General features: G+C 56.7%; 13 protein-coding genes and 12 pseudogenes. 13 read left to right on the top strand and 12 right to left on the bottom strand.

Going from position 1 to position 20,931, the window contains the following annotated elements:
* The first annotated feature begins 8 nt into the window (after positions 1 to 8).
* The 4 genes and pseudogenes from ACIPSK_RS26585 (at position 9) to ACIPSK_RS26570 (ending at position 2,038) form a co-directional block, all read left to right on the top strand.
* On the top strand, positions 9 to 362 hold the full coding sequence (locus tag ACIPSK_RS26585; protein ID WP_081295698.1) for a Ulp1 family isopeptidase: 354 nt from the start codon (positions 9 to 11) through the stop codon (positions 360 to 362).
* Positions 363 to 451: 89 nt separating this feature from the next.
* Positions 452 to 565: pseudogene (locus ACIPSK_RS26580) on the top strand (IS6 family transposase); the annotation flags it as partial.
* 44 nt (positions 566 to 609) lie between these two features.
* Positions 610 to 891: pseudogene (locus ACIPSK_RS26575) on the top strand (IS6 family transposase); the annotation flags it as partial.
* Between the two features lie 86 nt (positions 892 to 977).
* A pseudogene (locus tag ACIPSK_RS26570) lies at positions 978 to 2,038 on the top strand (IS630 family transposase).
* Positions 2,039 to 2,301: 263 nt separating this feature from the next.
* Here the strand turns inward: ACIPSK_RS26570 and ACIPSK_RS26565 are convergent.
* Together ACIPSK_RS26565 and ACIPSK_RS26560 are read right to left on the bottom strand one after the other, a co-directional pair.
* Positions 2,302 to 3,162 (bottom strand): nucleotidyl transferase AbiEii/AbiGii toxin family protein, encoded by an 861-nt coding sequence (locus ACIPSK_RS26565; RefSeq protein WP_065277634.1) that lies wholly within the window; start codon positions 3,160 to 3,162, stop codon positions 2,302 to 2,304.
* Positions 3,159 to 3,986 (bottom strand): type IV toxin-antitoxin system AbiEi family antitoxin domain-containing protein, encoded by an 828-nt coding sequence (locus tag ACIPSK_RS26560; RefSeq protein ID WP_017969035.1) that lies wholly within the window; start codon positions 3,984 to 3,986, stop codon positions 3,159 to 3,161. The genes ACIPSK_RS26565 and ACIPSK_RS26560 overlap by 4 nt, the downstream gene beginning before the upstream one ends.
* Before the next feature lie 242 nt (positions 3,987 to 4,228).
* Between ACIPSK_RS26560 and ACIPSK_RS26555 the strand changes: the two are divergent.
* Together ACIPSK_RS26555 and ACIPSK_RS26550 are read left to right on the top strand one after the other, a co-directional pair.
* Positions 4,229 to 4,357, top strand: a pseudogene (locus ACIPSK_RS26555) (IS6 family transposase); the annotation flags it as partial.
* A 91-nt stretch (positions 4,358 to 4,448) separates the two neighbouring features.
* Positions 4,449 to 4,589 (top strand): annotated as a pseudogene (locus tag ACIPSK_RS26550) (transposase domain-containing protein); the annotation flags it as partial.
* Positions 4,590 to 4,821: 232 nt separating this feature from the next.
* On the opposite strand, the pseudogene ACIPSK_RS26545 reads toward ACIPSK_RS26550, so the two are convergent.
* A pseudogene (locus tag ACIPSK_RS26545) lies at positions 4,822 to 5,148 on the bottom strand (DDE-type integrase/transposase/recombinase); the annotation flags it as partial.
* 208 nt (positions 5,149 to 5,356) lie between these two features.
* On the opposite strand from ACIPSK_RS26545, the gene ACIPSK_RS26540 reads away from it, so the two are divergent.
* The 4 genes and pseudogenes from ACIPSK_RS26540 to ACIPSK_RS26525 form a co-directional block, all read left to right on the top strand.
* On the top strand, positions 5,357 to 5,725 hold the full coding sequence (locus ACIPSK_RS26540; RefSeq protein WP_130657432.1) for a hypothetical protein: 369 nt from the start codon (positions 5,357 to 5,359) through the stop codon (positions 5,723 to 5,725).
* A 200-nt stretch (positions 5,726 to 5,925) separates the two neighbouring features.
* Positions 5,926 to 6,264: a GMC oxidoreductase gene (locus ACIPSK_RS26535; protein ID WP_245268479.1), complete on the top strand. Its 339-nt coding sequence runs from the start codon at positions 5,926 to 5,928 to the stop codon at positions 6,262 to 6,264.
* Positions 6,265 to 6,363: 99 nt separating this feature from the next.
* The gene (locus ACIPSK_RS26530; RefSeq protein WP_017969041.1) at positions 6,364 to 7,482 is read left to right on the top strand and encodes a ferritin-like domain-containing protein; all 1,119 of its coding nucleotides are present in this window, start codon (positions 6,364 to 6,366) and stop codon (positions 7,480 to 7,482) included.
* 16 nt (positions 7,483 to 7,498) lie between these two features.
* Positions 7,499 to 7,911: pseudogene (locus ACIPSK_RS26525) on the top strand (transposase); the annotation flags it as partial.
* A gap of 112 nt (positions 7,912 to 8,023) precedes the next feature.
* Here the strand turns inward: ACIPSK_RS26525 and ACIPSK_RS26520 are convergent.
* On the bottom strand, positions 8,024 to 10,765 hold the full coding sequence (locus ACIPSK_RS26520; RefSeq protein WP_442214651.1) for a benzoate-CoA ligase family protein: 2,742 nt from the start codon (positions 10,763 to 10,765) through the stop codon (positions 8,024 to 8,026).
* A 1,917-nt stretch (positions 10,766 to 12,682) separates the two neighbouring features.
* On the opposite strand from ACIPSK_RS26520, the gene ACIPSK_RS26515 reads away from it, so the two are divergent.
* Positions 12,683 to 13,018, top strand: a complete 336-nt coding sequence (locus tag ACIPSK_RS26515) for a hypothetical protein (protein ID WP_017969044.1) — start codon at positions 12,683 to 12,685, stop codon at positions 13,016 to 13,018.
* Between the two features lie 15 nt (positions 13,019 to 13,033).
* Positions 13,034 to 14,608 carry a glycerophosphodiester phosphodiesterase family protein gene (locus ACIPSK_RS26510; RefSeq protein ID WP_080635762.1) on the top strand — a complete coding sequence of 525 codons (1,575 nt, stop codon included), beginning with the start codon at positions 13,034 to 13,036 and terminating at the stop codon, positions 14,606 to 14,608.
* 17 nt (positions 14,609 to 14,625) lie between these two features.
* Here ACIPSK_RS26510 and ACIPSK_RS26505 read toward each other — a convergent pair.
* The 4 genes and pseudogenes from ACIPSK_RS26505 to ACIPSK_RS26490 form a co-directional block, all read right to left on the bottom strand.
* Positions 14,626 to 14,772 (bottom strand): annotated as a pseudogene (locus ACIPSK_RS26505) (DUF2794 domain-containing protein); the annotation flags it as partial.
* A gap of 58 nt (positions 14,773 to 14,830) precedes the next feature.
* Positions 14,831 to 15,030 (bottom strand): annotated as a pseudogene (locus ACIPSK_RS26500) (IS6 family transposase); the annotation flags it as partial.
* A gap of 44 nt (positions 15,031 to 15,074) precedes the next feature.
* Positions 15,075 to 15,392: a BON domain-containing protein gene (locus ACIPSK_RS26495; protein ID WP_017969047.1), complete on the bottom strand. Its 318-nt coding sequence runs from the start codon at positions 15,390 to 15,392 to the stop codon at positions 15,075 to 15,077.
* 199 nt (positions 15,393 to 15,591) lie between these two features.
* Positions 15,592 to 16,250 (bottom strand): annotated as a pseudogene (locus ACIPSK_RS26490) (IS6 family transposase).
* Between the two features lie 52 nt (positions 16,251 to 16,302).
* Between ACIPSK_RS26490 and ACIPSK_RS26485 the strand changes: the two are divergent.
* A pseudogene (locus ACIPSK_RS26485) lies at positions 16,303 to 16,505 on the top strand (IS6 family transposase); the annotation flags it as partial.
* A gap of 53 nt (positions 16,506 to 16,558) precedes the next feature.
* On the opposite strand, the pseudogene ACIPSK_RS26480 reads toward ACIPSK_RS26485, so the two are convergent.
* The 4 genes and pseudogenes from ACIPSK_RS26480 to ACIPSK_RS26465 all read right to left on the bottom strand — a co-directional run.
* Positions 16,559 to 16,730 (bottom strand): annotated as a pseudogene (locus ACIPSK_RS26480) (transposase); the annotation flags it as partial.
* 78 nt (positions 16,731 to 16,808) lie between these two features.
* Positions 16,809 to 17,009 carry a hypothetical protein gene (locus ACIPSK_RS26475; RefSeq protein WP_026154661.1) on the bottom strand — a complete coding sequence of 67 codons (201 nt, stop codon included), beginning with the start codon at positions 17,007 to 17,009 and terminating at the stop codon, positions 16,809 to 16,811.
* A 1,404-nt stretch (positions 17,010 to 18,413) separates the two neighbouring features.
* The gene (locus ACIPSK_RS26470) at positions 18,414 to 19,643 is read right to left on the bottom strand and encodes a replication initiator protein A (RefSeq protein WP_017969049.1); all 1,230 of its coding nucleotides are present in this window, start codon (positions 19,641 to 19,643) and stop codon (positions 18,414 to 18,416) included.
* A gap of 102 nt (positions 19,644 to 19,745) precedes the next feature.
* A complete protein-coding gene (locus ACIPSK_RS26465) occupies positions 19,746 to 20,789 on the bottom strand; it encodes a LacI family DNA-binding transcriptional regulator (protein WP_446533049.1) in 1,044 nt (347 codons plus the stop codon).
* Positions 20,790 to 20,931: the final 142 nt, after the last annotated feature.

Below are 20,931 nucleotides of genomic sequence, written 5' to 3'. Positions count from 1 at the left end.
CCGACTTCGTGTTGATTCCAGTGACTGACGCCCAGGGTGGTGATCGCAATCAACGCGGCACCCACTGGTCGCTGCTGCTCCTTGATCGCCGCGATCGAAACAGGCCGATTGCCTATCACTACGACTCCCTCGGCGACTACCACGACGCCGCTGCCCAACGGGTCGCAGGGACGGTGGGAGCCGCCAGGGTGATCCGAATGGGGATGGCCCAGCAGCAGAACGGTCGTGATTGCGGCGTCTTTTTGTTGGAGGCGGCGCAGGCGCTGATTGGACAATTGATACGAGGACAGCCCCCGCGGGACCTCGACAACCTCGTCCCCGATCGGCGAGCACTCCAGGCCCGATTGCAGCGCTTGACCTGACAGCAGGGCAAGCCCACGACAACCGGATAGCAGAACCGATGGCACCGTAACGTTAACCGGGCATCGATCAAAATGTGGGATCTGGCGGCATGACCAGATTTTCCCGTGATACTCTTTATCGTCACCACCGATTTCCGGCGCAGGTGATTGCCCATGCCGTTTGGCGGGCCTGTCGCAAATTTTTGCGCTTAACGTATGTTGACCGTCGGAGGAGAAATTTCCGCTCCAAATGTTGTGGAGCGTGCGGATGATTCTGAATGCTATTGCCGAAAAGCTGAAACGGCAGTCGAAGGATGATTTCAAAGGCAGGCATTTCGAGGCATGGCTGATCGTACAGGCGGTCACCTGGTATTTGAGATATCCCCTGAGCTATCGAGATCTGGAAGAAATGTTCGAAGAGCGCGGCTTCGAGGTCGATCATAGCACGATCAACCGCTGGGTATTGAGCTATGCGCCGATGATCGAGAAGCGTCTTCGCCAGTTTCGCCGGCCGCATTGCGGATCGGTTCGGATTGACGAGACCTACGTTAATACCAGCGTGAGCGACCTGTGACTCTTTTTGAGGTTTCCAAATCAGTTGATTTCTGAATCAATACCGCAAACGGAGGTTTGCGGATGACATCAGGAATTCCACTGCGCGATGACTTCGACGGCTTCGCTCTTCGGGCGTTGGCCAAAGGCACGAAGGATGCAGCACAGGCTCGGCGGCTTCTTGCCCTTGCCGAAATCTATGATGGCCATTCCCGCAGCGATGCGGCCAGGATCGGAGGCGTGACCCTGCAAATTGTCCGCGAGTGGGTTATTCGCTTCAACGCGCGTGGCCCGTAGGGCTCATCAATGGCAAAGCACCCGGCAATCAAGGAAAGCTTTCCGACGTGCATCGCCAGGCTTTGGCAAAGATCGTCGAAAGTGGCCCGATACCGGCGGTGCATGGCGTTGTGCGCTGGCGGCGCAAGGATCTTGCTCAATGGCTGTTCCAAGAATATCAGATATCCGTCGATGAAACGACCATTGGCCGCGAATTGAAGGCGCTCGGCTTTGCAAAGCTGTCTGCCCGCCCGCGCCATTACGCCCAGAACGAAGGCGACCTGGAGAGTTTTAAAAAAACTTCCCCGCCACACTGGCAGCAATCAAAGGCAGGCTCCCGAAGAACGTCGAGATCGAGCTCTGGTGGGCCGACGAAGCTCGGATAGGCCAAAAGAACAAGATCACCCGGCGATGGGCACGCAAGGGAACAAGGCCTTCGGCACCACACGATCAACGCACGATGTGGACCTATATCTTCGGCGCTATCTGCCCCAAGAAGGGCAAAGGTGCGGGTCTCGTTCTTCCCTACTGCGACACCAGCGCCATGAACCATGCATTTGATCGAAATCAGCCAGGCCGTCGATGACGGCGCTCATGCCGTGCTGATCGTTGATCAGGCGGGGTGGCATGTCACGCCGAAGCTCGACGTGCCCAACAACATCACACTGCTCTTCCTGCCGCCACGATCGCCCGAATTAAATCCCGTCGAGAACGTGTGGCAATTTCTGCGTGACAACTGGTTGTCCAACCGGATCTTCAACGATTACGAGGACATCGTCGCCCATTGCTGCGACGCATGGAACAAGCTGGTCGCTCAGCCGTGGAAGATCATGTCGATTGGAATGCGTGACTGGGCGCACCGGTTTTGATTAGCGCTCGTTGGTATAAACCAAGGAGTGTCTTCTCGAAGTGCCGCCCAAATCGAGGCCCGTTTGCCCCTTTTAATATAGGTCCCCGCGCCCTGCTCGGGATTGGAAACACCCAGCCTCACCGCCTCAGAGTCTTGGATACGCCACACCTGCGTTCCGGACCCATCATTGTCCTGGCGAAGATAGTGCGTCGGCGGCTCCTCTTCTCTCGTTCCGTCGCTCATCCCGGGCCGCCCTCGACGTCATCGTTCCAATTCATATCTCTACACCACGCCGAAGCGCTCGCGCATTTCAGCGGTGCGTAACCACGTGTCACCGGGCAAGCGTTCGATGAATGCCGCGAAAACGCTGGTAAATGACTGGAGGGTCGTTTGGTCGGTCAGAGCTTCGGCCTGCTGTGTTGGAAGCAATGGCTGCATGTCGGTCAGAAAGCGCGGCCGGGCAAGCTTCGCGAACATCCGTTGCTCAGCCTGTGCCCGCGTGATGACCTGGCCCGAAAGTGCGACGTAGCGGCCAAAAAAGTCAGCCACTTTCTCCACATTCAGGCCCTCAAACGTCTCTAGGCCATGCGCCAGGTCATAGAGATCGCGACCCTTCTCCCGCTGCAGCAGCGCGCGCAGTTTGGTGGCCAACATTTCCTCACGGGAGAATGTCGGGACGGACGCATTCCCGATGAACCATGGATTGGTCACGCCGAACGGCAAGTCGATCGGCGGATCATACGCTTCGATCTCGCTGATGTTGGTTTCGACCTTGAGGCGGATGGGGACGCCGCCGCCGTCCTCGGCCTCAATCCGGAATTTCAACTTGGGTGCGACCGGACTTGACTCGTACTGACCGTGTCCAAGCCACGGCTCGAGGACGACACGCAAGGCGTCCAGGACCGGGCCGATCGGCCCGGCCTCTGTGCGCACGAGATCAATGTCTTCCGAGTAGCGCAGCGGAGCCGGGAAGTGCAGTTTATTGAGGGCTGTGCCGCCGCGAAACCTCAAGGCTTCGCGCAAGAAGGGGTCGGTGAATATCGCGACCACCGCCCGGCTGATAATCAGATCCTGTTCGATCTGACGTTGATCGGCCCAAGGCGCGACATTGCCCCACGCGACAATATTCTGAGCTGGTATCATTCATCGGCCTCCGGATAGCGGCGGACGATGACCCGCCAACGCGGGTCGCGCTCGAGCACTTCAGTAGAAAAGTCGGGATCGCCGGCTTCTTTGCGGTCCAGCTCCGTCCAGGGCAGGTTGCCGCGGTCTTCCAAGGCGGTACGCATCGACGCCAGGCGTGGGCCGTGACCCAGCCTGTCGAGAAGGTAGCCGAGGCGCTGCACGACCGGCCGTTCGGTGACGCGTGACAGGTTAGTCAGGCTTTCGAAATCAATCTGCGGCGCGATATCCCTGAGGACAGTGAAGATGTTATCAAGACCGCCGGCGCCACGAGAATACCGCAGAATGTCGAGCGCTGTGAGAGCTGGTGACGACACTCTCATCGAACCTGTCTCGGTTTTCTTGTCGACAACGCCCGCGGCGACGGTCTCCATATCCTTTCGGTAGTAGAAGACGACGCGGTTGCGACCGGCCCTGATCTTGGGGAGCCGTTTGGCCGCCACGACTTGAAACTCCATCACGGCCTGATGCGTTGCACCGTGCAGTTCGGCAGCCTTAAGCAGACCGACATAATAGGAATTCCCCTCATGGCGCATCAGCGCGTCAATGTACCAGGTTGGTGGCGGAGCGCCCAATGACATGAATTGTGGAGGGATGACGATATAGAAGTCGTGGCGCGGGTTGAGGAGTAGTTTTCGACGCTGCAAACGCTCGGCTGAGTCCAGGAACGCGCCACGATTGATGCCCAGCGCTTCGATCGCCTCTCGGCCATCAAAAACTACCCGCCCCTGGGAGAGCAAGTTTGATGTATAGGCGGAAAGCGCGGCCCGTTTATCGTGAATCATGTCCAATTATCCGCTCTATGCGCAGACATTGCAACACGCTTTGTTTTCATGGATGATTCATGTTCAAATATCCGCGATATATGCGGATTTTCCCACATGATTTCTCTCGATAGCTTGCAAATCCAGCCGTTGCGCGGACCTTCGCTTTGCACGCCGGAAGGGACTCCTGCCAAAGCGACGCTGCGCATGCCGAATTTCAATCCCCTGACCGCGGGCTATTTCCTGAGCCGTCAGACGCTCGTTCCCTGCACGACCCGATCGCCAACCTCTTTCACGTTCCCCGCCACGATGTTCCATCCACCCACCATCGAGAACTGCGAGCAACTGCCATGCAAGCATGGCGCCTAATCGCGCCCCTTCATGCCGAATGAACCAAAGCCTCACTCCCAGATCTTGTTTTCACAGCGTTAAGTTTAGAGTGCCGCATCATCAGGACGGCTCGGAAGAAGAACTGAGACACGCCTCATGCTGACATGCCGAGCCTGCGGCATCGAACCCTTGGCCTACTTGCGCCATCTTCTCGGCGAGTTGCCCCAGGGCGGAGCAGATGCCGACATCACCGATCTGCTGCCCTTCAACTTCACCAAACCCGCCGCTGCCTGAACCGATGCGACCGTCTGACAGCGACCAACGTCAAACTGGCCGCGTCAATGCGCATGGAAACGAGCGCTTACAGTAAATCTACTCATTTACCTCGCCCAGAAATGATTATAGCTGAATTGGTGTCTTCAATAACACTCGCCTCAGTTGGAGCTGGGCCAAGAAGCGGTCCAAACGATTGGAGGCACCGTAAACTTAACGCTGTGAAAACAAGATCTGGGAGTGAGGCTTTGGTTCATTCGGCATGAAGGCGCGCGATTAGGCGCCATGCTTGCATGGCAGTTGCTCGCAGTTCTCGATGGTGGGTGGATGGAATATCGTGGCGGGGAACGTTAAAGAGGTTGACGACCGGGTCGTGGATGGAAACGAAACGCTGAAGCTGTCGCGCTGACTTGAAGCGCTTCATGATCCTCTCCCGTCGTCGGACGGGTTTATGAGAGTTCTCCGCCCGATTGTTCAGGCCCTTGTGCGAGCGATGCTCGACGCCCGGCATGATCTCTCGCTTTGCTGCGCCGTAGGACTGCAGCTTGTCGGTGATCATCACACGCGGCGAACGGCCTTGGCCTCCTGCTGTTGCTTCAAATGGAGGTTACGATGAGGGAACAACGTTGGTGGACGCAGACGGCCCTCTTCCCCGGTGTGCTTGCTATCGCGACATCATGGATCATTCCTTCCCTCTTCCCTCCGTCGTTGTCGTCGTTAGCCGTTGACCTTGCACCATCTGGCGTGGGGTTGGCGGTTCTGGCTATCTCAAGCCTAGGACTTCCGCATTGGAAACGATTGGCTCTTGCCGTGTGCCGTCCGACCGTTTCCGAATTCTGATCTGGTCTGAGTGGTGGATAGGTATGTCTTCAGAACCCGAAAAGCATGTCTCCCAAAGTTCGGCCCGGACTGCGGCCCATATCTCAGCATCGGTGCATCAGCGTGTTGATTTCGAACTACGTCGGCTGGAGGGTGGCAAGTGGCGGCTTCGGGTCATTTCCCAGCAAGGGTTATATTGGATGAAATCCATGAACGTGGGCTCTGGCGAGGACGAGCTTCATCTTAACCTGATCGCCGCGAACGATTTTCTGAGAAGTGTTCGACGTCACGGCCTCAAGACGGAATACATCGGCCCCCTGGGTCGTTGTCTGCTGTGAGCCGGTCGGTGTCGCCATTGTTAAATAGGCCCGGAAGCATCCTCTACCGGGCGAGGACGGCATCTTATGCGTGGTCCATCGCTGAAATGAGATCAGGGAACTTTGCCATGTATGTCGCCAGCAGCAGGGGATCATTGTCCAGGACTGGAAACGGTCCGAGCGAATGCCGACACGGCGCGCCCGCTATGCCGGAATATACCATGAAGGGAGCGGACTATAGCCGCCAGTTTGCGGGTACCGTATTTCCGCGTTTGGGTGCGCAGGATCATACACATTACGACCCCAGCGATTTCGGCTACGTAGCCTATGAGGCTCGAGGCTATGCCATCCGCGGCGGCAATCATTTGTCTGGCACCCACATCACGGGAGCGACGAAGGCCAATTCCGTCGTGGACAAGAACCAGCGCGGCTGGGACCACGAAAACCTCTACCTCGTGGGTGGCGGCAGTATGCCGATCATCGGTACAGCCAATGTCACCTTGACGCTGGCCGCCATGTGCTTCCGAAGCAGTCGCGACATTCTGAAATATCTGCACTGAACGAAGACCAATATCCGGTACGCGGAACGAACTGCGGAACTCGACGCACGCGACACGAAGCCGGACTGTGCACCTAACTACATTCCAGGGAGCTTGAGGATGGATCCTTATGGCATTAAGACGCTCGATGAGCTGAAAGAGTTTCTCCACCGTGCGATGCAGCTCGAACATGCAACGATTCCGCCGTATCTGACGGCACTTTACTCGATTAAGCCCGGTGTAAACCGGGATGCGGCGCAAGTTCTTCGCGTGATCGTCGTGGAAGAAATGCTGCATTTGACCATTGCGGCCAATATCCTCAATGCCATCGGTGGCACGCCGGATCTTACTAGGCCAGATTTCGCGGTTAACTATCCCGCCTCGCTCCCTGACGGCGAGACCGACTTTAAGGTCAGCATACAGGCTTTCAGCCGTGAAGCCCTGGCGACATTCTTGAAAATCGAGCGGCCGGCCCGGCGCCCCGAACATCTCGCTGGCAAGGGCCGGATACAACGCAAGAACTCCCCGCATATCACAGCGCTCGGCAGTGATCCGAGGCACGAAGATCTCCATTTTTACAGTATTGGCGAGTTCTATTCGGCAATCGCAGACGGCATGAAATACTTAGAAGCCGAAGCGCGCCGGGCGGGCACAACGATTTTTATCGGCGACACGTTTCGCCAGATTACCTCGGAACATTATTGTTCCGGCGGCGGTGCGTTGTTTCCCGTGACCGATCTGAAAAGCGCCCTCGAAGCCATAAAGCTCATCATGGAACAGGGCGAAGGTGACGGTGGCGGTATCTACGACGATGACGAGCACGAACTGGCCCATTACTATCGTTTCGATGAACTGGTGAAAGGCCGCTATTACCGGAAAGGTGATCAGGCCGACCACCCCACGGGTCCGCATTTGCAGGTCGACTGGGAAGGCGCTTATCCCATCAAACCGAACCTCAAGGTGGCGGAAATATCCGAAGGCTCGGAATTGCGTGAGGCGGCGGCCGACTTCAATACATGTTATGGCGAGTTTCTGGAGCTTTTGACGCGTGCCTATAATGGCCAGCCGAGCTTGCTGCTGGAAGCCGTTCCGATCATGTTCGAATTCCGCAATATAATCGTTGAACTGATCCGCAATCCCCTGCCGGGCCATCCCGGTAAGTACAGCAGCCCCACCTACGAGATTCCCCACAGTGCCAAACAGGCAGCTGTCACCGGGCAAGCGGAGGTGATCGCATGAGAAGACGAAGCTCAGGGTGACGAACTGGCCGGAGTATGAAGCAGGACTTCGTCGGCGTGGGAGCCTGACCTTGTGGCTGACACCGGAAGCCCTGTCCAAATGGTATGCTCCAAGACGCAAGACCCGCGGCGGCCAGCACCGTTATTCCGATCTAGCAATCGAGACCACCTTGACGCTGGGCCTGGTGTTTGGCTTGCGGCTTCGCCAGGCAGAAGGCTTGTTGGAATCGGTGCTGCAATTGATGGGCTTAGCGCTTGCCGTCCCCTATCACACCACGCTGAGCCGTCGGGCGCGCGCATGGCGATCTGCCGGGAAGCGGCCCGGAAATCAGGTTCCACCTGCCGGACCGTTGCTGCTCTGGTGGACAGCACCGGCCGGCAGGTTTACGGGGGAGTCAGCCGTTTCAAAGATCCCCATCCGTTCAGTTCCACATCCGTCCACCAACGCCCGAAAACATAAGACATCACTGTTCCTCTTCGCATTCAGATGGGAGATCGCACCGCAGCCGAGCCGTACTCAATCGCGCGGGCCGGAGGCCCGTTCAATCCACAGGGACCGGCAATTTTAACAATGATTGCCGGTCGATCTTGCCTGTTCCGGTCTTCGGCAGTTCGGCGACATACTGAATGATGCGTGGGTATTTGTGGGGCATCAGAGTCGATTTCACGTAGTCGCGCAGGATGCGGGTTTGCACATCGCCGTGCACTGCGCCATCGCGCAATTTCACCACGGCCCGCAATGTCATACGGCGATCCTCCAATTCATGTGCGAGGATGGCGCACTCATGCACGTCGGGATGTTCGTTGAGGCAGCGTTCAACCTCCATCGGCCAGACCCATTGCCCGGAGACTTTGATCAAATCGTCGGTGCGACCCAGAAAGTAATAATAACCATCCCGCTCGACGAAACGGTCTCCGGTGGCCATCCAGTCTCCACGCATCGTCTCGCTCGTCTTGTCGGCGCGGTTCCAATAGCAAGGCGTGGAAGAATGGCCGCGGATGAGCATTGCGCCCTCCTCGCCCGGTTCTACCGGCTCACCATCTGGCGTGACGAGCCTGATTTCGTAGCCCGGAACGCGCGCGCCGGCGGCACCGATACGGTGATCGTCGAGTTGGTTGGAAAGATAGATGTGTAAAAGCTCGGTCGAACCCAGCCCTTCGGTCGGACCGTGCCCGGTAAGATGTTTCCAGGCATTGTAGACGTCTTCCGAGAGGATTTCGGCCGCCGACATCGATTGCCGCAGCGACGAGAGATCCCTTGTCTTGGCTGAACTTGCGCGAACTAGAGCAGTGTAGAGGGTCGGCAACCCAAAAATTACGGTTGGTTTGAACGTTTCGACCGTGTCCAGCACGGCCTCAGGCAACGGTTGCCCGGCCACCAGCAACGTCGTTGCGCCAATTGAGAAGGGGAAAGTAAACGAGTTCCCGAACCCGTAGGCGAAATAAATCTTCGGCGCCGAAAAACAGATATCTTCCTTGCTCAGTTTAAGGACATATTTTCCGAACGACGCTTGAGTATAGGCCATATCATGGTGAAGATGGACAATGCCCTTCGGTCGGCCCGTAGAGCCTGAGGAATACATCCAGAAGGCCATATCGTCCGGCCCCGTATCGGCGCAGGGCAATTCATCCGGCTGGCCGTTCAGAAAGTTAACCGCAGCGATCCTCTGTGTGCCGTCAGCGACTCCGTTGACAGTCACCACCTGAGCGACAGCTGTCCCATCGAGAACCTCCGCCCCGAATTTGTCCGCCAACGCCGCCTCGCAGAGCGCGATTCGGGCTCCGGTGTCCTTAAGATAAAAGTTAAGCGTATCGGGCGTCGTCTGAATGTTCAAAAGAACGGGGACAAAACCTGCTCGCACGGCCCCAAAGAAAGCTGCCGGACAGGCGGGCGTGTCATCGAGGAAGAAAGGGATGCGCTCCCCACGCTGCAGACCAGCGGCGATGAAGGCATTCCCCCAGCGCGAGGCCTCGGCCACAAGCTCCGCATAAGTCAGCGATCCGATGGGACCGATCACAGCGAGCTTATCGGGATTGCGGGCCAGATTGTCCCACAGAATAGACGAGCAGTTCGGATGTGCTGTCTTATCGAAGCCGATTTCGACCGCGCCTGGAACGTTGTCGCCAACCGGATCGCTGATCTTTTGCCCCTCACTCGCCTTCGATGCGTCATAGCGGGCCATGAATTGCGGCGTGATTTTGCGTAGTCGGTCCCTGTCCACCCGTCCCGAACGTGTCATATAGTCGAAGGCGAAATCCAGGGGCTCCATCCTCATCTTCGAAGCAAAGCCGTCATACCAGTTCGCAGATGTATTCGCGGCGTTGACAATTTTCCTCGCAATGGGGGACCTCTCCGCCTGATAGGCTGCTAGCGCTGCGTCCACGTCCTCATGGGCCGCGAGAGCGCTGACCAGCGCGATGGCATCCTCCATTGCCAAACGCGTGCCCGAACCGATCGAAAAATGCGCCGTATGCGCGGCGTCGCCCAACAGCACATGCCGCCCCGCTACCCATTTGTCGCACCATAGACGGGGGAACTGCCGCCACATCGACTTGTTGGCGATAAGCGGGGCGCCTTGGAGAATATCGCGGAAAATCTCCCCGCAGAGCCGAGCACTTCCTTCTTCACCGAGGGCACTGAAATTCCAAGCTTTGAAGGTGTCGTCGTCACATTCGACGATGAATGTGCTGCGATCCGGTGAAAAGCGGTAGCAGTGCGCATTGAGCGGGCCATGCTCCGTCTCCACGAAGCTCTGGGTCAGGGTGTCGAACGGGCGGGTCGTGCCGAACCACGCGAAGTGATTGCCCAAGACCTCCAAATGCGGCGCAAATTTTGATCCAAGGGACCGTCGCACGAGGGAATTCACCCCGTCCGCGCCGACGATCAGATCCGCTTTGAGTTCGTCGAGCGACTCCACGATGTGGGAAAAGCGAAACTCGACACCAAGCGCTTCTGCCCGCTTACGCAGGATCTCGATCAGTTCCAGGCGACCGATAGCGGAAAAACCGACCCCGTCTAAGACAACACTGCCCTTGGGCAGGTTGAGGGTCATGTTCTGCCAGCGCTCCATATGCGGCGTGACAAGGCTATGCGTTTCTGGATCGTGGCCCTTCAGGAAATCCAGCGCCTGATCTGAAAAAACAACACCGAAACCGAAAGTCGCTCCCTGCGGATTCTGTTCGCTGATCCGGACCCTGACATGCGGCAGCAGACGCCGCAAAAGAATTCCGGTGTAGAGCCCAGCAGGTCCACCACCAAGGATCTCGATCGTTGAACGTCCCATATTTCTCCTCCCAGGGGGCTTTGACAATGTGAGACAGAGCATAGTACGTGTTCAAAACAATGAACCAAGCTGATTTGTCCCAGAAGGTCACATTTGGGGACTGCGACCCAGCCCGAATCGTGTTTTATCCCAATTACTTCGCGTGCTTCGATCGCACTTTTCACAGCTGATTGCGGCCGCACGGAGGACATGGCGCCCTGGTCACTCGATTGGGAGCGATAGAGCTGGGCCTGATGCAGGTGTATCGCCCGAACGGATGATCGAGACGGCTTCGGCGGCGGAGACAATCTTGGTAGTGGACTTGCCAATTCCGCCCTTTCCATAGAATGCGATCTAACGCAGCCGCCATGCTTGGCGTTCCTTCATGTGTTCGAAGCAATGCGGTTATACCGCAACGCAGATGCGGAGGCCGTTCCGCTGGCTCGCAATAGCTCTCAAGATTCGTGCCAGACAGGCCGATTGAGCTGACCAATAATTATTTGCTGCTATTCCAGTTATGTGGGCAGAAAATACGCGATTGGGCGAAGATGAATGCTTGTCGCGAAGCCGACAAAAGTGACGACGATGTCATAAGTTGGATGTCGAGAATTTAGTTAATCAGGCCATCTGGAACTGCGACTTACGACCCGTGCGGGAAGAAATTAAGCGGAGATCGCATTGTCCTCAATTTTGGTAGAGGGGGAGTCCGATCGCCGATGTCTGTCGCAAAGCAGAAGCTCCTAATCGCGACCTTCTAAATTAGCGCAAAATATACCGGTCTGATGCTCTCACAAGTGAAGCGTCTACGCCATTTTGGAAGGGCGAACGTCAAGCAGGAGAACGTCGCGGAGCTATCGCTGAACAAGACCGTGCTGCAGGGGTGTCTCCTTCGTTCGTGCAAGCGTCATGGTTATCCAGGTGCCAGGCGCACGGCGAGAGCCTCGTGAGGTCACCACCACCAACGGGATGGTCCGCCTCCCCCGCGCAAGCCCTCGGCATCAGCAAGCAGGGAACCGCTATGTTCGGACTTTTATGCATGCCGCACAATCGTCCTTCGGAGATCCTGCTTTCGCCCAATTACAACGCACCGGCATAATGATGGACGAAACAGTCGATCAACATGCCGTAAATCCTGTGAAAAAACGGCTTCGTGCCCGAACTATCTATTGGGAACGGCGTGTGCGGATCTGTCATCATGACCTGCTGCAACAGCAATCCACGCGCGCAGGGCCGGATACATTTATGAAGCGGCAAGCGTCATTTGCGACGTCGCGGTCCCTTGCACGGGTGAGGCCGCCCAAACATTCTTTAGCCGATGACGCAGCAGGACGGCAACGTTATGCAGGGCACCAGATGCGGCACGAGGTTACCTCGTCCTGGTGAATGGGATCGCTCGCCGCGGCGCTTGATCGTCGTCAAATGATCCCACCGGAGACAGCGCTGTGGGGCAAGTAGGATCCTATCCCAAGGAGTTTAACGGCATAGCACTGGCCCACCAGTGTTTTCCGGTAGGGTCGGTTGTTGATGACAATCAACTTACGACATCGTCGTCACCTTTGTCGGCTCCGCGACATGCATTCTTCCTCCCCCCCAATCCCGTATTTTCCGCCCACGTCGCTGAAATAGCAGCAAATAATTGTCGTCAGCTCAATCGGCCGGCTTGGCACGAATCTTGAGAGCTATTGCAAGGCAGCGGGAGCGACCGGCGCCATCCACAGTGCGGCATAACCGCACCGAACACGTGAAGGAATACAAGCTATGGCATGCGCGACGACCAAGGAATTCACAGCAGCAATGAGATGAGCCCGACGGCGGTCAGGGAGGCATTCCGCATCGCCCAGGAGGAAAGACCGGGGCCAGTGCTTCTGAGCTTCCGGAAGCTATCGCTTCCGAAGAATGCCCAGGAGGTCGAAACGGTTCAATCGATGAGGAATCAAGATGACAAAGCGGAAGAGGGCGTTCTTCGTCAAGCGGGTCAGGGATGGCAAGAAGGGGTTCGCCAAGGCGGATTACGGCAAGAGGGAGGTCGCCATCGAGGATATCGGCAAGTCCAAGTGGAAGCCCAAAAAGTCTAAGCATAAAAGGAGCGGCGAAGGACACAAGATGGCACTCACCCTTCCACACAATCGGCGAACGCTTCTAACCGCGCCAATCTCCCTTTGCGCCCTATCGGGGCCGGCGCGCGCGGCTGATGTCATTGATCACGATAGGGTGCAGGGATTTCCCGACAGCACCTCCGGCTTCGTGTGGCACGAAACGCAACGGATGAAATGAAGGAAAGCAGACAACATGACAGATCTGATAGCGTCCATTATGAGCATAGTTCTCGCCTCAACGTTGGTTGGCGCGCAGAGCGAGAGTTCAATCATTGCTGACAGTGCCACCAATGCCATCGCATGGGACGGGGCGAAGGCTGGCCTGCAAACCCAAAACGGCCCGGTGCAGCCGGGCGACGAGCCCGTCGCATTATCGATTTCCACCCGCTGCGAGACGACGGCAAAATTTGGCTCCAATGATCCGGATGATCCAGTCGACGGCACCGTCAACCAGACCATCACCGAGTGGTTGGCGGCCGGCAACAAGGCCGATTGGAAATCCGACTTCGGTCTGGACAGCCCCGCTCTCGGCGACGCAGAAGACGAAATTGAAAGCGCCGGCTACGGCAAGGATCTCTTCCTGACCGGACTCGAGACCAAGGCCCGCGGCATCGATCCACATCGAAAGCAAATACTACCCCACCGCGGCATGTTCGATAATTCCGAGGGCATTCTCGAAAACACCATTTCAGCCGCCGCCAACGCGTTCAAGTACGGTTTCCATGGTGTCGAACTCGATCTTCGCGCTGATAAGAACGGCCATGCCTGGATGATGCACGACACAACGCTCGGGCGGGTTACCGGCGATCCGAACAATTGCCTGATTTCGGATGTCTCTACCGAGGAAATCAAGAACATGAACCTCTCGATATGGAATCCCATCACTAGTAGCCGCACGCTGGCACTTGACCGCAACGGCAATCCCCAAAAAATGGAGGACCTGCAGAGTATCATCGATTACATTCGTGAGAAAAAAAGAAACGGCGACGAGTTCAACGTCCTCATTGACCCCAAGGACGAAGGGTCGACGATCGCAGCAATCAAGATGCTCTCGGCGCCTGAGAATGCTGACGTACGGAGCCGCCTCGGCATCAAGATCTATTCGACCTATGTGCCCACTACCGATCGCGTCATTGCCAAATGGGACAAGAAGACCACCAATGTACTTGATGCGCTGGAGCAGGCCAATGTCGCCGTCCAACCGGACAACAAGCTCAACCTGATCCCCGTTCTCGTCACGGTCGAAGGGGTCCAGTCTTCTCACATCAAAGACGATTCAGTGACCCAGGCTGGCGATTGGCTGACCTCCTTCGACAAGCTGGGCGACCTGACCATGGTGCAAATCTCCCGCCTCAAGGGAACCGCTACCTTCGACGAGATGAACCAGGTGACCAAGTCATTCCGGGCAGCGGGTGAAACATTCGCCAACACGCCTCTCACGATGTCCTATATCTCCGAAGCCTTCTCCGTGAACGGTCAGAAGTTTTACTACAGCCATCAGGGCGTGCCGATCACCCTGCCCGGACGTCCCGACATGGATTTCCGTGCCACTTTCGGGGCGCTTGAGCCCTACGCCGATGTGCTGGTGGCCGACAATCCTTATCTGGAGACGCTCTATGCCGCTGGCTTTATCACCGAAGGCAATCATGCGGACTACTCTTTTCCGATCGATGCCCACTACAACCCGGCATCCATAATCGACGCACCGAAGGATATCATTGGCAAGCCAAGCTGGATGAGAAAGTCCACGCCGGCGTCTGGTCGATAACCACACCAACTGAACTGGATGTGGCCGAGTTCCTGGCCGCGCCTTGGGATGCGACGGCCAGCGGCGATGACAGCGAAGGCGCCTTGCCGATGCACCAGCTTCGGATCCTTGACGATATGGAACAGCGGCACTTCGCTGGCGCGGCGGAAGAAGGAAAAGGCAGCGTGAGCCGAAATGCGGCCGCCGGAACTGGCGAAGCCGCTTTTCGATCATCGGCGCCTAGGCCAGAACCCAACGGTTGACGGTGCTATGATCGACCTCGAAGCCACGTTCCCGGAACATCTCCTCAAGATCCCGATAGTTGAGTGGATAACCCAAATACCAGGCAACCGCCTGCACATCGGCCATGCCTCGAAATGCCGGCCATTGAAATCATCCTTCGATTGCCGCTTCAACTTTTCGGCAATAGCATTCAGAATCATAGGCTCGCTCCACAACTTTCGGAGCGGCATCTCTCTTCCCATGGTCAACATACCGTTGAGCGCCAAAATTTGCGACAGGCCCATGCGCAGCCTTCCTTCGAACGATCGGCTGGGCTTCCGGCCATGTAATACGCCGTCGAAATGTCGCTGAGTACTCTGCGCACGCCGCGCACGCTCTCCGCGGTGACCTTCGCTGCTTCCCTTTTCGACGGACACGCCATCCTTCCGCGCAAGGTCACCTCGCCATTGAGAACCGTCACCTTCACGACATCGTACGTCAGTCCGAGTTCCAGTTCCAAGCGCATTCTAACTGCAGTGGAAAGGGCGCCGTCGCCGATAGGAATGACGGTGTTTGCGGGCATAGACTCTTCCTCCGTTGCGACGGCGAGATCCTATGTCTGGTTTGCCGTTGCGGCGTTGATGCAGATCAACTGGCGGCCACGCCGCAAGCCAATCTCCGCGGCGGTCCCACGGTCGAAGGTGATTGAGCGGCGCGCGAGGTGCGGTGCCGGCGCTGTCACGTTGTTTGAATGTGGCCACGTGAGGCCGAGCCTGCGCTTTTCAGGCAGGCCGTGCACTCACGGCTTCCCACGCGGCCATTGCCTGGCGTCGATAGAGGTTTCGGACGGCGGAGAAGATCGACACGAAAGGTTGCAATGAGCCAACCGACCGGAAACCCTGTCGCGTTCGCTCCCGTTTTCTCAACGGCAGGTGAGAATTCTCCGCCCGGTTGTTCAAGCCATTATGCGAGCGGTGTTCCACGTTCGGCATGACCTGGCGTTTGGCCGCCCCGTAGGAGCGCAATTTGTCGGTGATCATACGCTTTGGCGGCATGCCCTGCTTCTTCAGAAGTCGCGTCAGCAGGCGCTTGGCCGCCTTGGTGTTACGGCGCGTCTGGACGATCTCGTCGAGCACATATCCCTCCTGATCAACCGCTCTCCACAACCAGCATTTCTGACCGTTGATGCGCACCACGACTTCATCGAAGTGCCAGACATCCCCTTTCGTCGGCGCCTTGCGGCGTATGCGGCGCGCTAATCAAGGCCATGCTTTCGGCACCATCGGCGGATGGTCTCCTAGGAAACGACGATCCCGAAATCGAGCAGCATTTCCTCGACATCGCGCAGGCGCAGATTAAAGCGAAAGTAGAGCCAGACAGCACGGGCTACGATTTCGATCGGATAGCGGTGGTTCTTGTAGGTCGGTGCACTCACGGTCATGGGTGCGCTGCTACCTCAATTTCCTTACCGCTCAATCAATGTGACAGTGCCCTCTCATCAACCCGTCCGACGGCGAGAGAGGATCATGAAGCGCTTCTAGTCAGCGCGACATCTTCAGCGTTTCGTTTCCGTACCGACCCGAACGCCAACCTCTTTAACGTTCCCCGCCACGATACTCCATCCACCCACCATCGAGAACTGCGAGCAACTGCCATCCAAGCATGGCGCCAAATCGCGCCCCTTCACGCCGAATGAACCAAAGCCTCACTCCCAGATCTTGTCTTCGCAGCGTTAAGTTTAGAGTGCCCGCCGAGCCGTTCGCGCAGGTCACGCCAGCGACCGCCGGAACGGGCGGTCCACAACAGCGCGTCCAGGAACAGCCGGTTGTTCGTGCGCGGGCGCGCGTTTGCCCTTCGTGCCGCCCGGCACACAATCCTTGATCCGTTCCCACTGGTCATCCCGAAGCGCATCACAATCCACGGCCGATCTCCAAAAGTCAGCCTTGAATCTGATTTGCGCCTCCGGCGGAATCCCACATCGTTAAATCGTCACCACGACCTAATTCGGTCGAAGCCTTTTGGTCGCAATCAGCATGACGAGATCTTCGGAGGCATCTGCGAGCGCCAGTGCCAATTCCGCAGCCGACCATCCACGTTTCTGCAAACTGACGAGCATTTCCACCATCGCGACTTCGACTTCTCGTCTGCAGCTCGAAATCGGCTTCAATTCCATATGTTTCTCATCACATGCCGTGGTCATCTTAGCCTCCGCTCTGCCATATGAAAGGCAGCGTCAACAATTTCGACAATTGGTGGATATGGTAGGGGTTGCATGCAAGCCTCGAGCCATTACGCATCGACACAGATTGCCTCGGCCGCGCGCAACCCCTCGCGCGCCATTATTTGCCGATGTCCGGCATCAGGAGCGTCTCGCATGAATCTGCACAATAGGTGGTGGAATTCTTCCCGGCGCCTGAGCGGGTGCACGCAGAATGATTCCTGTTGCAAGCAAACGCTTGCGCAAAGCGCGCAAGAACAATTCTCCGATAGTTCACGACCTATCCTCCTATTTTTGCATGTTTTGTTTTGAATAAATATCGTTTTACGTTGCCGGCGCCTCGAAACTACATTGCACCGGCAGCTGCGTATTTTGGAATTCCGAACTTCCTTCGGAATTAACCACTACTCATTTAGATATATGAACAGGACGCAATTGTCGTTATCGCTGCATCCTGAAAATTATCGGTCCGTCCATTTCTGCTCGCCATGGAATATGATAAGTAGCTTATGCACGTAAAGCTTAGCCAATTCGGCTTTTGTAAGATGGCTGCGCGGTTCAGCCGCGAAAACGATTGTTTGCTTCAGTTTCAGCAGCCCGGATCCCGCTGCGGGACAGGAATGGCCGGCGCACCTGGAGCGGCGGTGGCCGTCCATATCGGTTGACTAAAGGGCCACGCAACACCATGTTGAGAGTTAACAACTAACCCAGCATCCTGAGAGACATGCGCTCCGGGCGGTTGGGGGAAAAAGCCGGCGCAAGGTTTTTTTATGTCTTGGGGGCAAGGTCAGCGTTTTGCGTCCCCAGCCGACCTACCTCTCGTTTCCTCTGCAAAACCTACCCAACCGCCCTTCCCTAACCCTTTGGCAAGTATCCTCGGGGGTCTGGGGGCAGACGGCCCCCAGGGGTGCTTCATTTTTGGCGTCGGCTAAATACGGAGCTACGACAAATCTGGTTCTCTTGCACTGCTAACGCCCTTTTTAGAAATGCGAAAAATTTAAAAAATGTCAGCGTCAGCGTTTTCTCTAAGTTTCGATAGTTTTAAAAGAAAGAAGTTTTATTCTAGTTTTAGGGTAAAAAAGCTTCCTATATCAGTAGCTTACAAGGCGCTTTGGGATCGAAGTACGGTTTTGACGGAACGATGTACGGCAGTTGACGGAATGATGTACGGCGCCGACAGAACGAAGTACGGTTATCGTGGACCGAAGTACGGTGGACTTCGACATATCCACAGCCACTGGGGATAACTCCTCAAACATCGTGCCACAGCCATTTTTGTCAAAAAGAGGCGGATTGAAGTACGGTTTTGTGACAAATATCGCCTGTGAATCGCGCGCTCATATTTTTGTCAAAAATGGGCGGATCGAAGTACGGCGCTTGCCAAAATTAGGCGATCGCTGCGAGGTCCATCTCCCCGGGAAGGCTCTTGTTGCGCTTGCGCATGTGCAAGACCAGATCGTGACCGCGATCCTCAAGGTTGAGATCATAGTCAGGTAGCGGGGTAGTCTTGGCCGTCTCGACGATCTCCTCAATCGTCTGGCGGAATTTTCGCATCGGACCCTTCGCACCGCTACGCTTGTGCAGTTCCTTCAAGGAATAAAAGGCCGTGGTGTCGCCGGCAGCCTTACGGGCAAGGCGGTAAATGAAACGGGCGATCGGCCGTGACAGCAGGAAGTAGTCGGGATTGAGCGTCAGGATGGTCGGCTTTCCATCAGGCCGCACAACCCCTTCATAGACCCACCCCGGGATTTCAATCTCGACCTGGCCTATCCGATCCTGGTTGGTGCGGCTGACGACCTTGTAGCGACCGATCAGCGGGAAGGATTCGGTTGCGCGGCGGTCCCGGCCTTTACGATCGCCTTTAAGATTGGTGATGCGGATATTCGTTGCCTGCAGGCGCGCTAACGCACGCTCCAGATCCTCGTATTGCTTACCACCAAGCTCACGCCGGCAGAACTTGAGGATTTCGGCTGCAGCTGGGCGGTACACCTGGGGCGGAATGCTCGGCTTGAGGCCCTTGGCCTCGTCGATGCGGAAGCGCCGTGTGGCTTCCGCCAGATGCGAGATCATGTTGATGACGATGTCGTAGTCGTAAGCCGTTGCCAGCCCGACCTCCGCACCTCCTTCGATGGTGATGATGGAGTCTTTCAGCTCGTAGCGAATAACCCCTGCCCCGCCGGATTTGGACAGCGCAAAAGGTGCAATGTCCATGAGATTGAAGTCGTCCTTGAGCGGCGCGTCGTGAACAGACGGCACAAAAAACATCAGCTGGGCGTCATCGATCGGCGCCGGACGCGAAAACGCAGCGCTACGGCGAGGTGCTGGCAGCTCGTGCTTGAGGAGGGTTACAACCTCGTCGCTGCGAATACCGTCAGCCAAGCTCTCAAAGGTGCGGCGGAGCGGTCCGCCCACTTCGTTGAGGCGAAGGTCAGCCATGGAGCGACGGCTGTAGTAGCGGCGCAAACGCGCTAGCGCGTCCTTGTCCAATTCGACCGGATCCTCACCCCGCACGGCTATGATTAGACCGGCTACTTCCTGCAGGTAAGCGTTCTTGTGGTGCAGCGACAGCTCGGCGAACGCTTCGCGGGATTTGAGGTTGAGTTTCTTGGAGGCCATGCGGCAGTCTAGCTAGGATGAAACAACGTGACATCGACCTCCAGCCGGTACCGAGGGACGACCATGGTGAAAGCTTACCGCGAGACTTGAACGACCCGCCGGCTATGCAGGCAAGTTCTCGGCAAAAATGACGTCAAATGGCAAGGTCCGGTTTGGCGCGGCCGGCCGTATGCCTATGATGGAGGAAACCATCTCATCAATGACCGCACGCGCAAATGCCTCGATTGGTAAGCAGAGGAAACAACTGATAACGCCGTCAATCAGCGCGGGTCGCGTCGCGTCAGTCAGATCGTTGCAAACGACGACCGGCCGCTGGCCGCTACTATGAGCTCGAATTGCCTGAACAATCCCGTCCTGTCCGCCACCCGCATTGTATATGGCAGCGAGATCGGCGTGTCTATCAAGGAGGCTCGTTGTGACTTCACGAGCCACCTCTGGATTGTCGAAATTGACAATTGTTTCAAGCAACCGGGCCTCTTCTCCTATTTCACGGAAATAGGATCGAAACCCCATCTCACTGAGATCTTGCCCCAGGTATCTATGACTTCCCACGAGTGTGGCAATTTTGCCTTTGGCTCCGGCCATTTTGGAGATGATGAAAGCGCCGGTGCGGCCGACCTTGCGGCTATCCAAACCGATATACCCGGTGACCCCGCTCGCCGAAATTCCCGACAGCAAAGTGAAGACGGGCTTCTTTCGCAGATTGAGTTCATCAACGGCTAACACGACAAGCGGATGGTCGATCGCTACGACCGCGACCGCGTCTGTCCTCGATCCGACCTCCAGGATTTTCTTCCTCAGCGACTCCGCGGTGATGTCATCCACGAAAACGATGTCGGGCTTTCCCTTAACGTCAAGCCTGGATGTAAGCTCTCTTCTAAGGCCAGTAGCGACATTCTGATAGAATGGATCCGTCCCTTTCTGAAGTACGAAGCCAAGTCGGACGTTCCTTACGTTCCTTGCGTTCGTCCGGTGTCTTATGAGGGGCAGCGCATGATAGCCGATAGCTTCGGCCGCCTCTCTGACGCGATCGGCCGTTTCCTTTCTCACAGGGGCTCTGCCGTTGAGAACCCTATCGACCGTTGCCACGCCAACGTCCGCACGCCTTGCGACGTCGGCCGCTGTCGGTCTTGATTTTGCCGCCATTTTTCACCTCTTCGTAATTAAACCCGGTCGGCACTAGGATTTCGTAATCTCGTGGAATTAGCAAGCCGCATTCGTGATGAAATCATCACGGGATTCCGCAAGACCATGATGAGTTTGATAGGAACTGTCATGCTCGCGTTGA

This window comes from Rhizobium sp. LARHSG275, assembly GCF_052871115.1.
The sequence above is the reverse complement of the archived record's forward strand: the minus strand, read 5'-3'. Positions and strand labels throughout refer to the sequence as shown.

Bases quoted from the DNA above. Each gene is read 5' to 3' on its own strand.
- ACIPSK_RS26530 (WP_017969041.1), top strand. From the start codon at position 6,364: ATGGATCCTTATGGCATTAAGACGCTCGATGAGCTGAAAGAGTTTCTC.
- ACIPSK_RS26510 (WP_080635762.1), top strand. From the start codon at position 13,034: ATGACAGATCTGATAGCGTCCATTATGAGCATAGTTCTCGCCTCAACG.
- ACIPSK_RS26475 (WP_026154661.1), bottom strand. From the start codon at position 17,009: ATGACCACGGCATGTGATGAGAAACATATGGAATTGAAGCCGATTTCG.
- ACIPSK_RS26565 (WP_065277634.1), bottom strand. From the start codon at position 3,162: ATGATACCAGCTCAGAATATTGTCGCGTGGGGCAATGTCGCGCCTTGG.
- ACIPSK_RS26535 (WP_245268479.1), top strand. From the start codon at position 5,926: ATGAAGGGAGCGGACTATAGCCGCCAGTTTGCGGGTACCGTATTTCCG.
- ACIPSK_RS26560 (WP_017969035.1), bottom strand. From the start codon at position 3,986: ATGATTCACGATAAACGGGCCGCGCTTTCCGCCTATACATCAAACTTG.
- ACIPSK_RS26520 (WP_442214651.1), bottom strand. From the start codon at position 10,765: ATGGGACGTTCAACGATCGAGATCCTTGGTGGTGGACCTGCTGGGCTC.
- ACIPSK_RS26495 (WP_017969047.1), bottom strand. From the start codon at position 15,392: ATGCCCGCAAACACCGTCATTCCTATCGGCGACGGCGCCCTTTCCACT.
- ACIPSK_RS26465 (WP_446533049.1), bottom strand. From the start codon at position 20,789: ATGGCGGCAAAATCAAGACCGACAGCGGCCGACGTCGCAAGGCGTGCG.
- ACIPSK_RS26470 (WP_017969049.1), bottom strand. From the start codon at position 19,643: ATGGCCTCCAAGAAACTCAACCTCAAATCCCGCGAAGCGTTCGCCGAG.
- ACIPSK_RS26515 (WP_017969044.1), top strand. From the start codon at position 12,683: ATGACAAAGCGGAAGAGGGCGTTCTTCGTCAAGCGGGTCAGGGATGGC.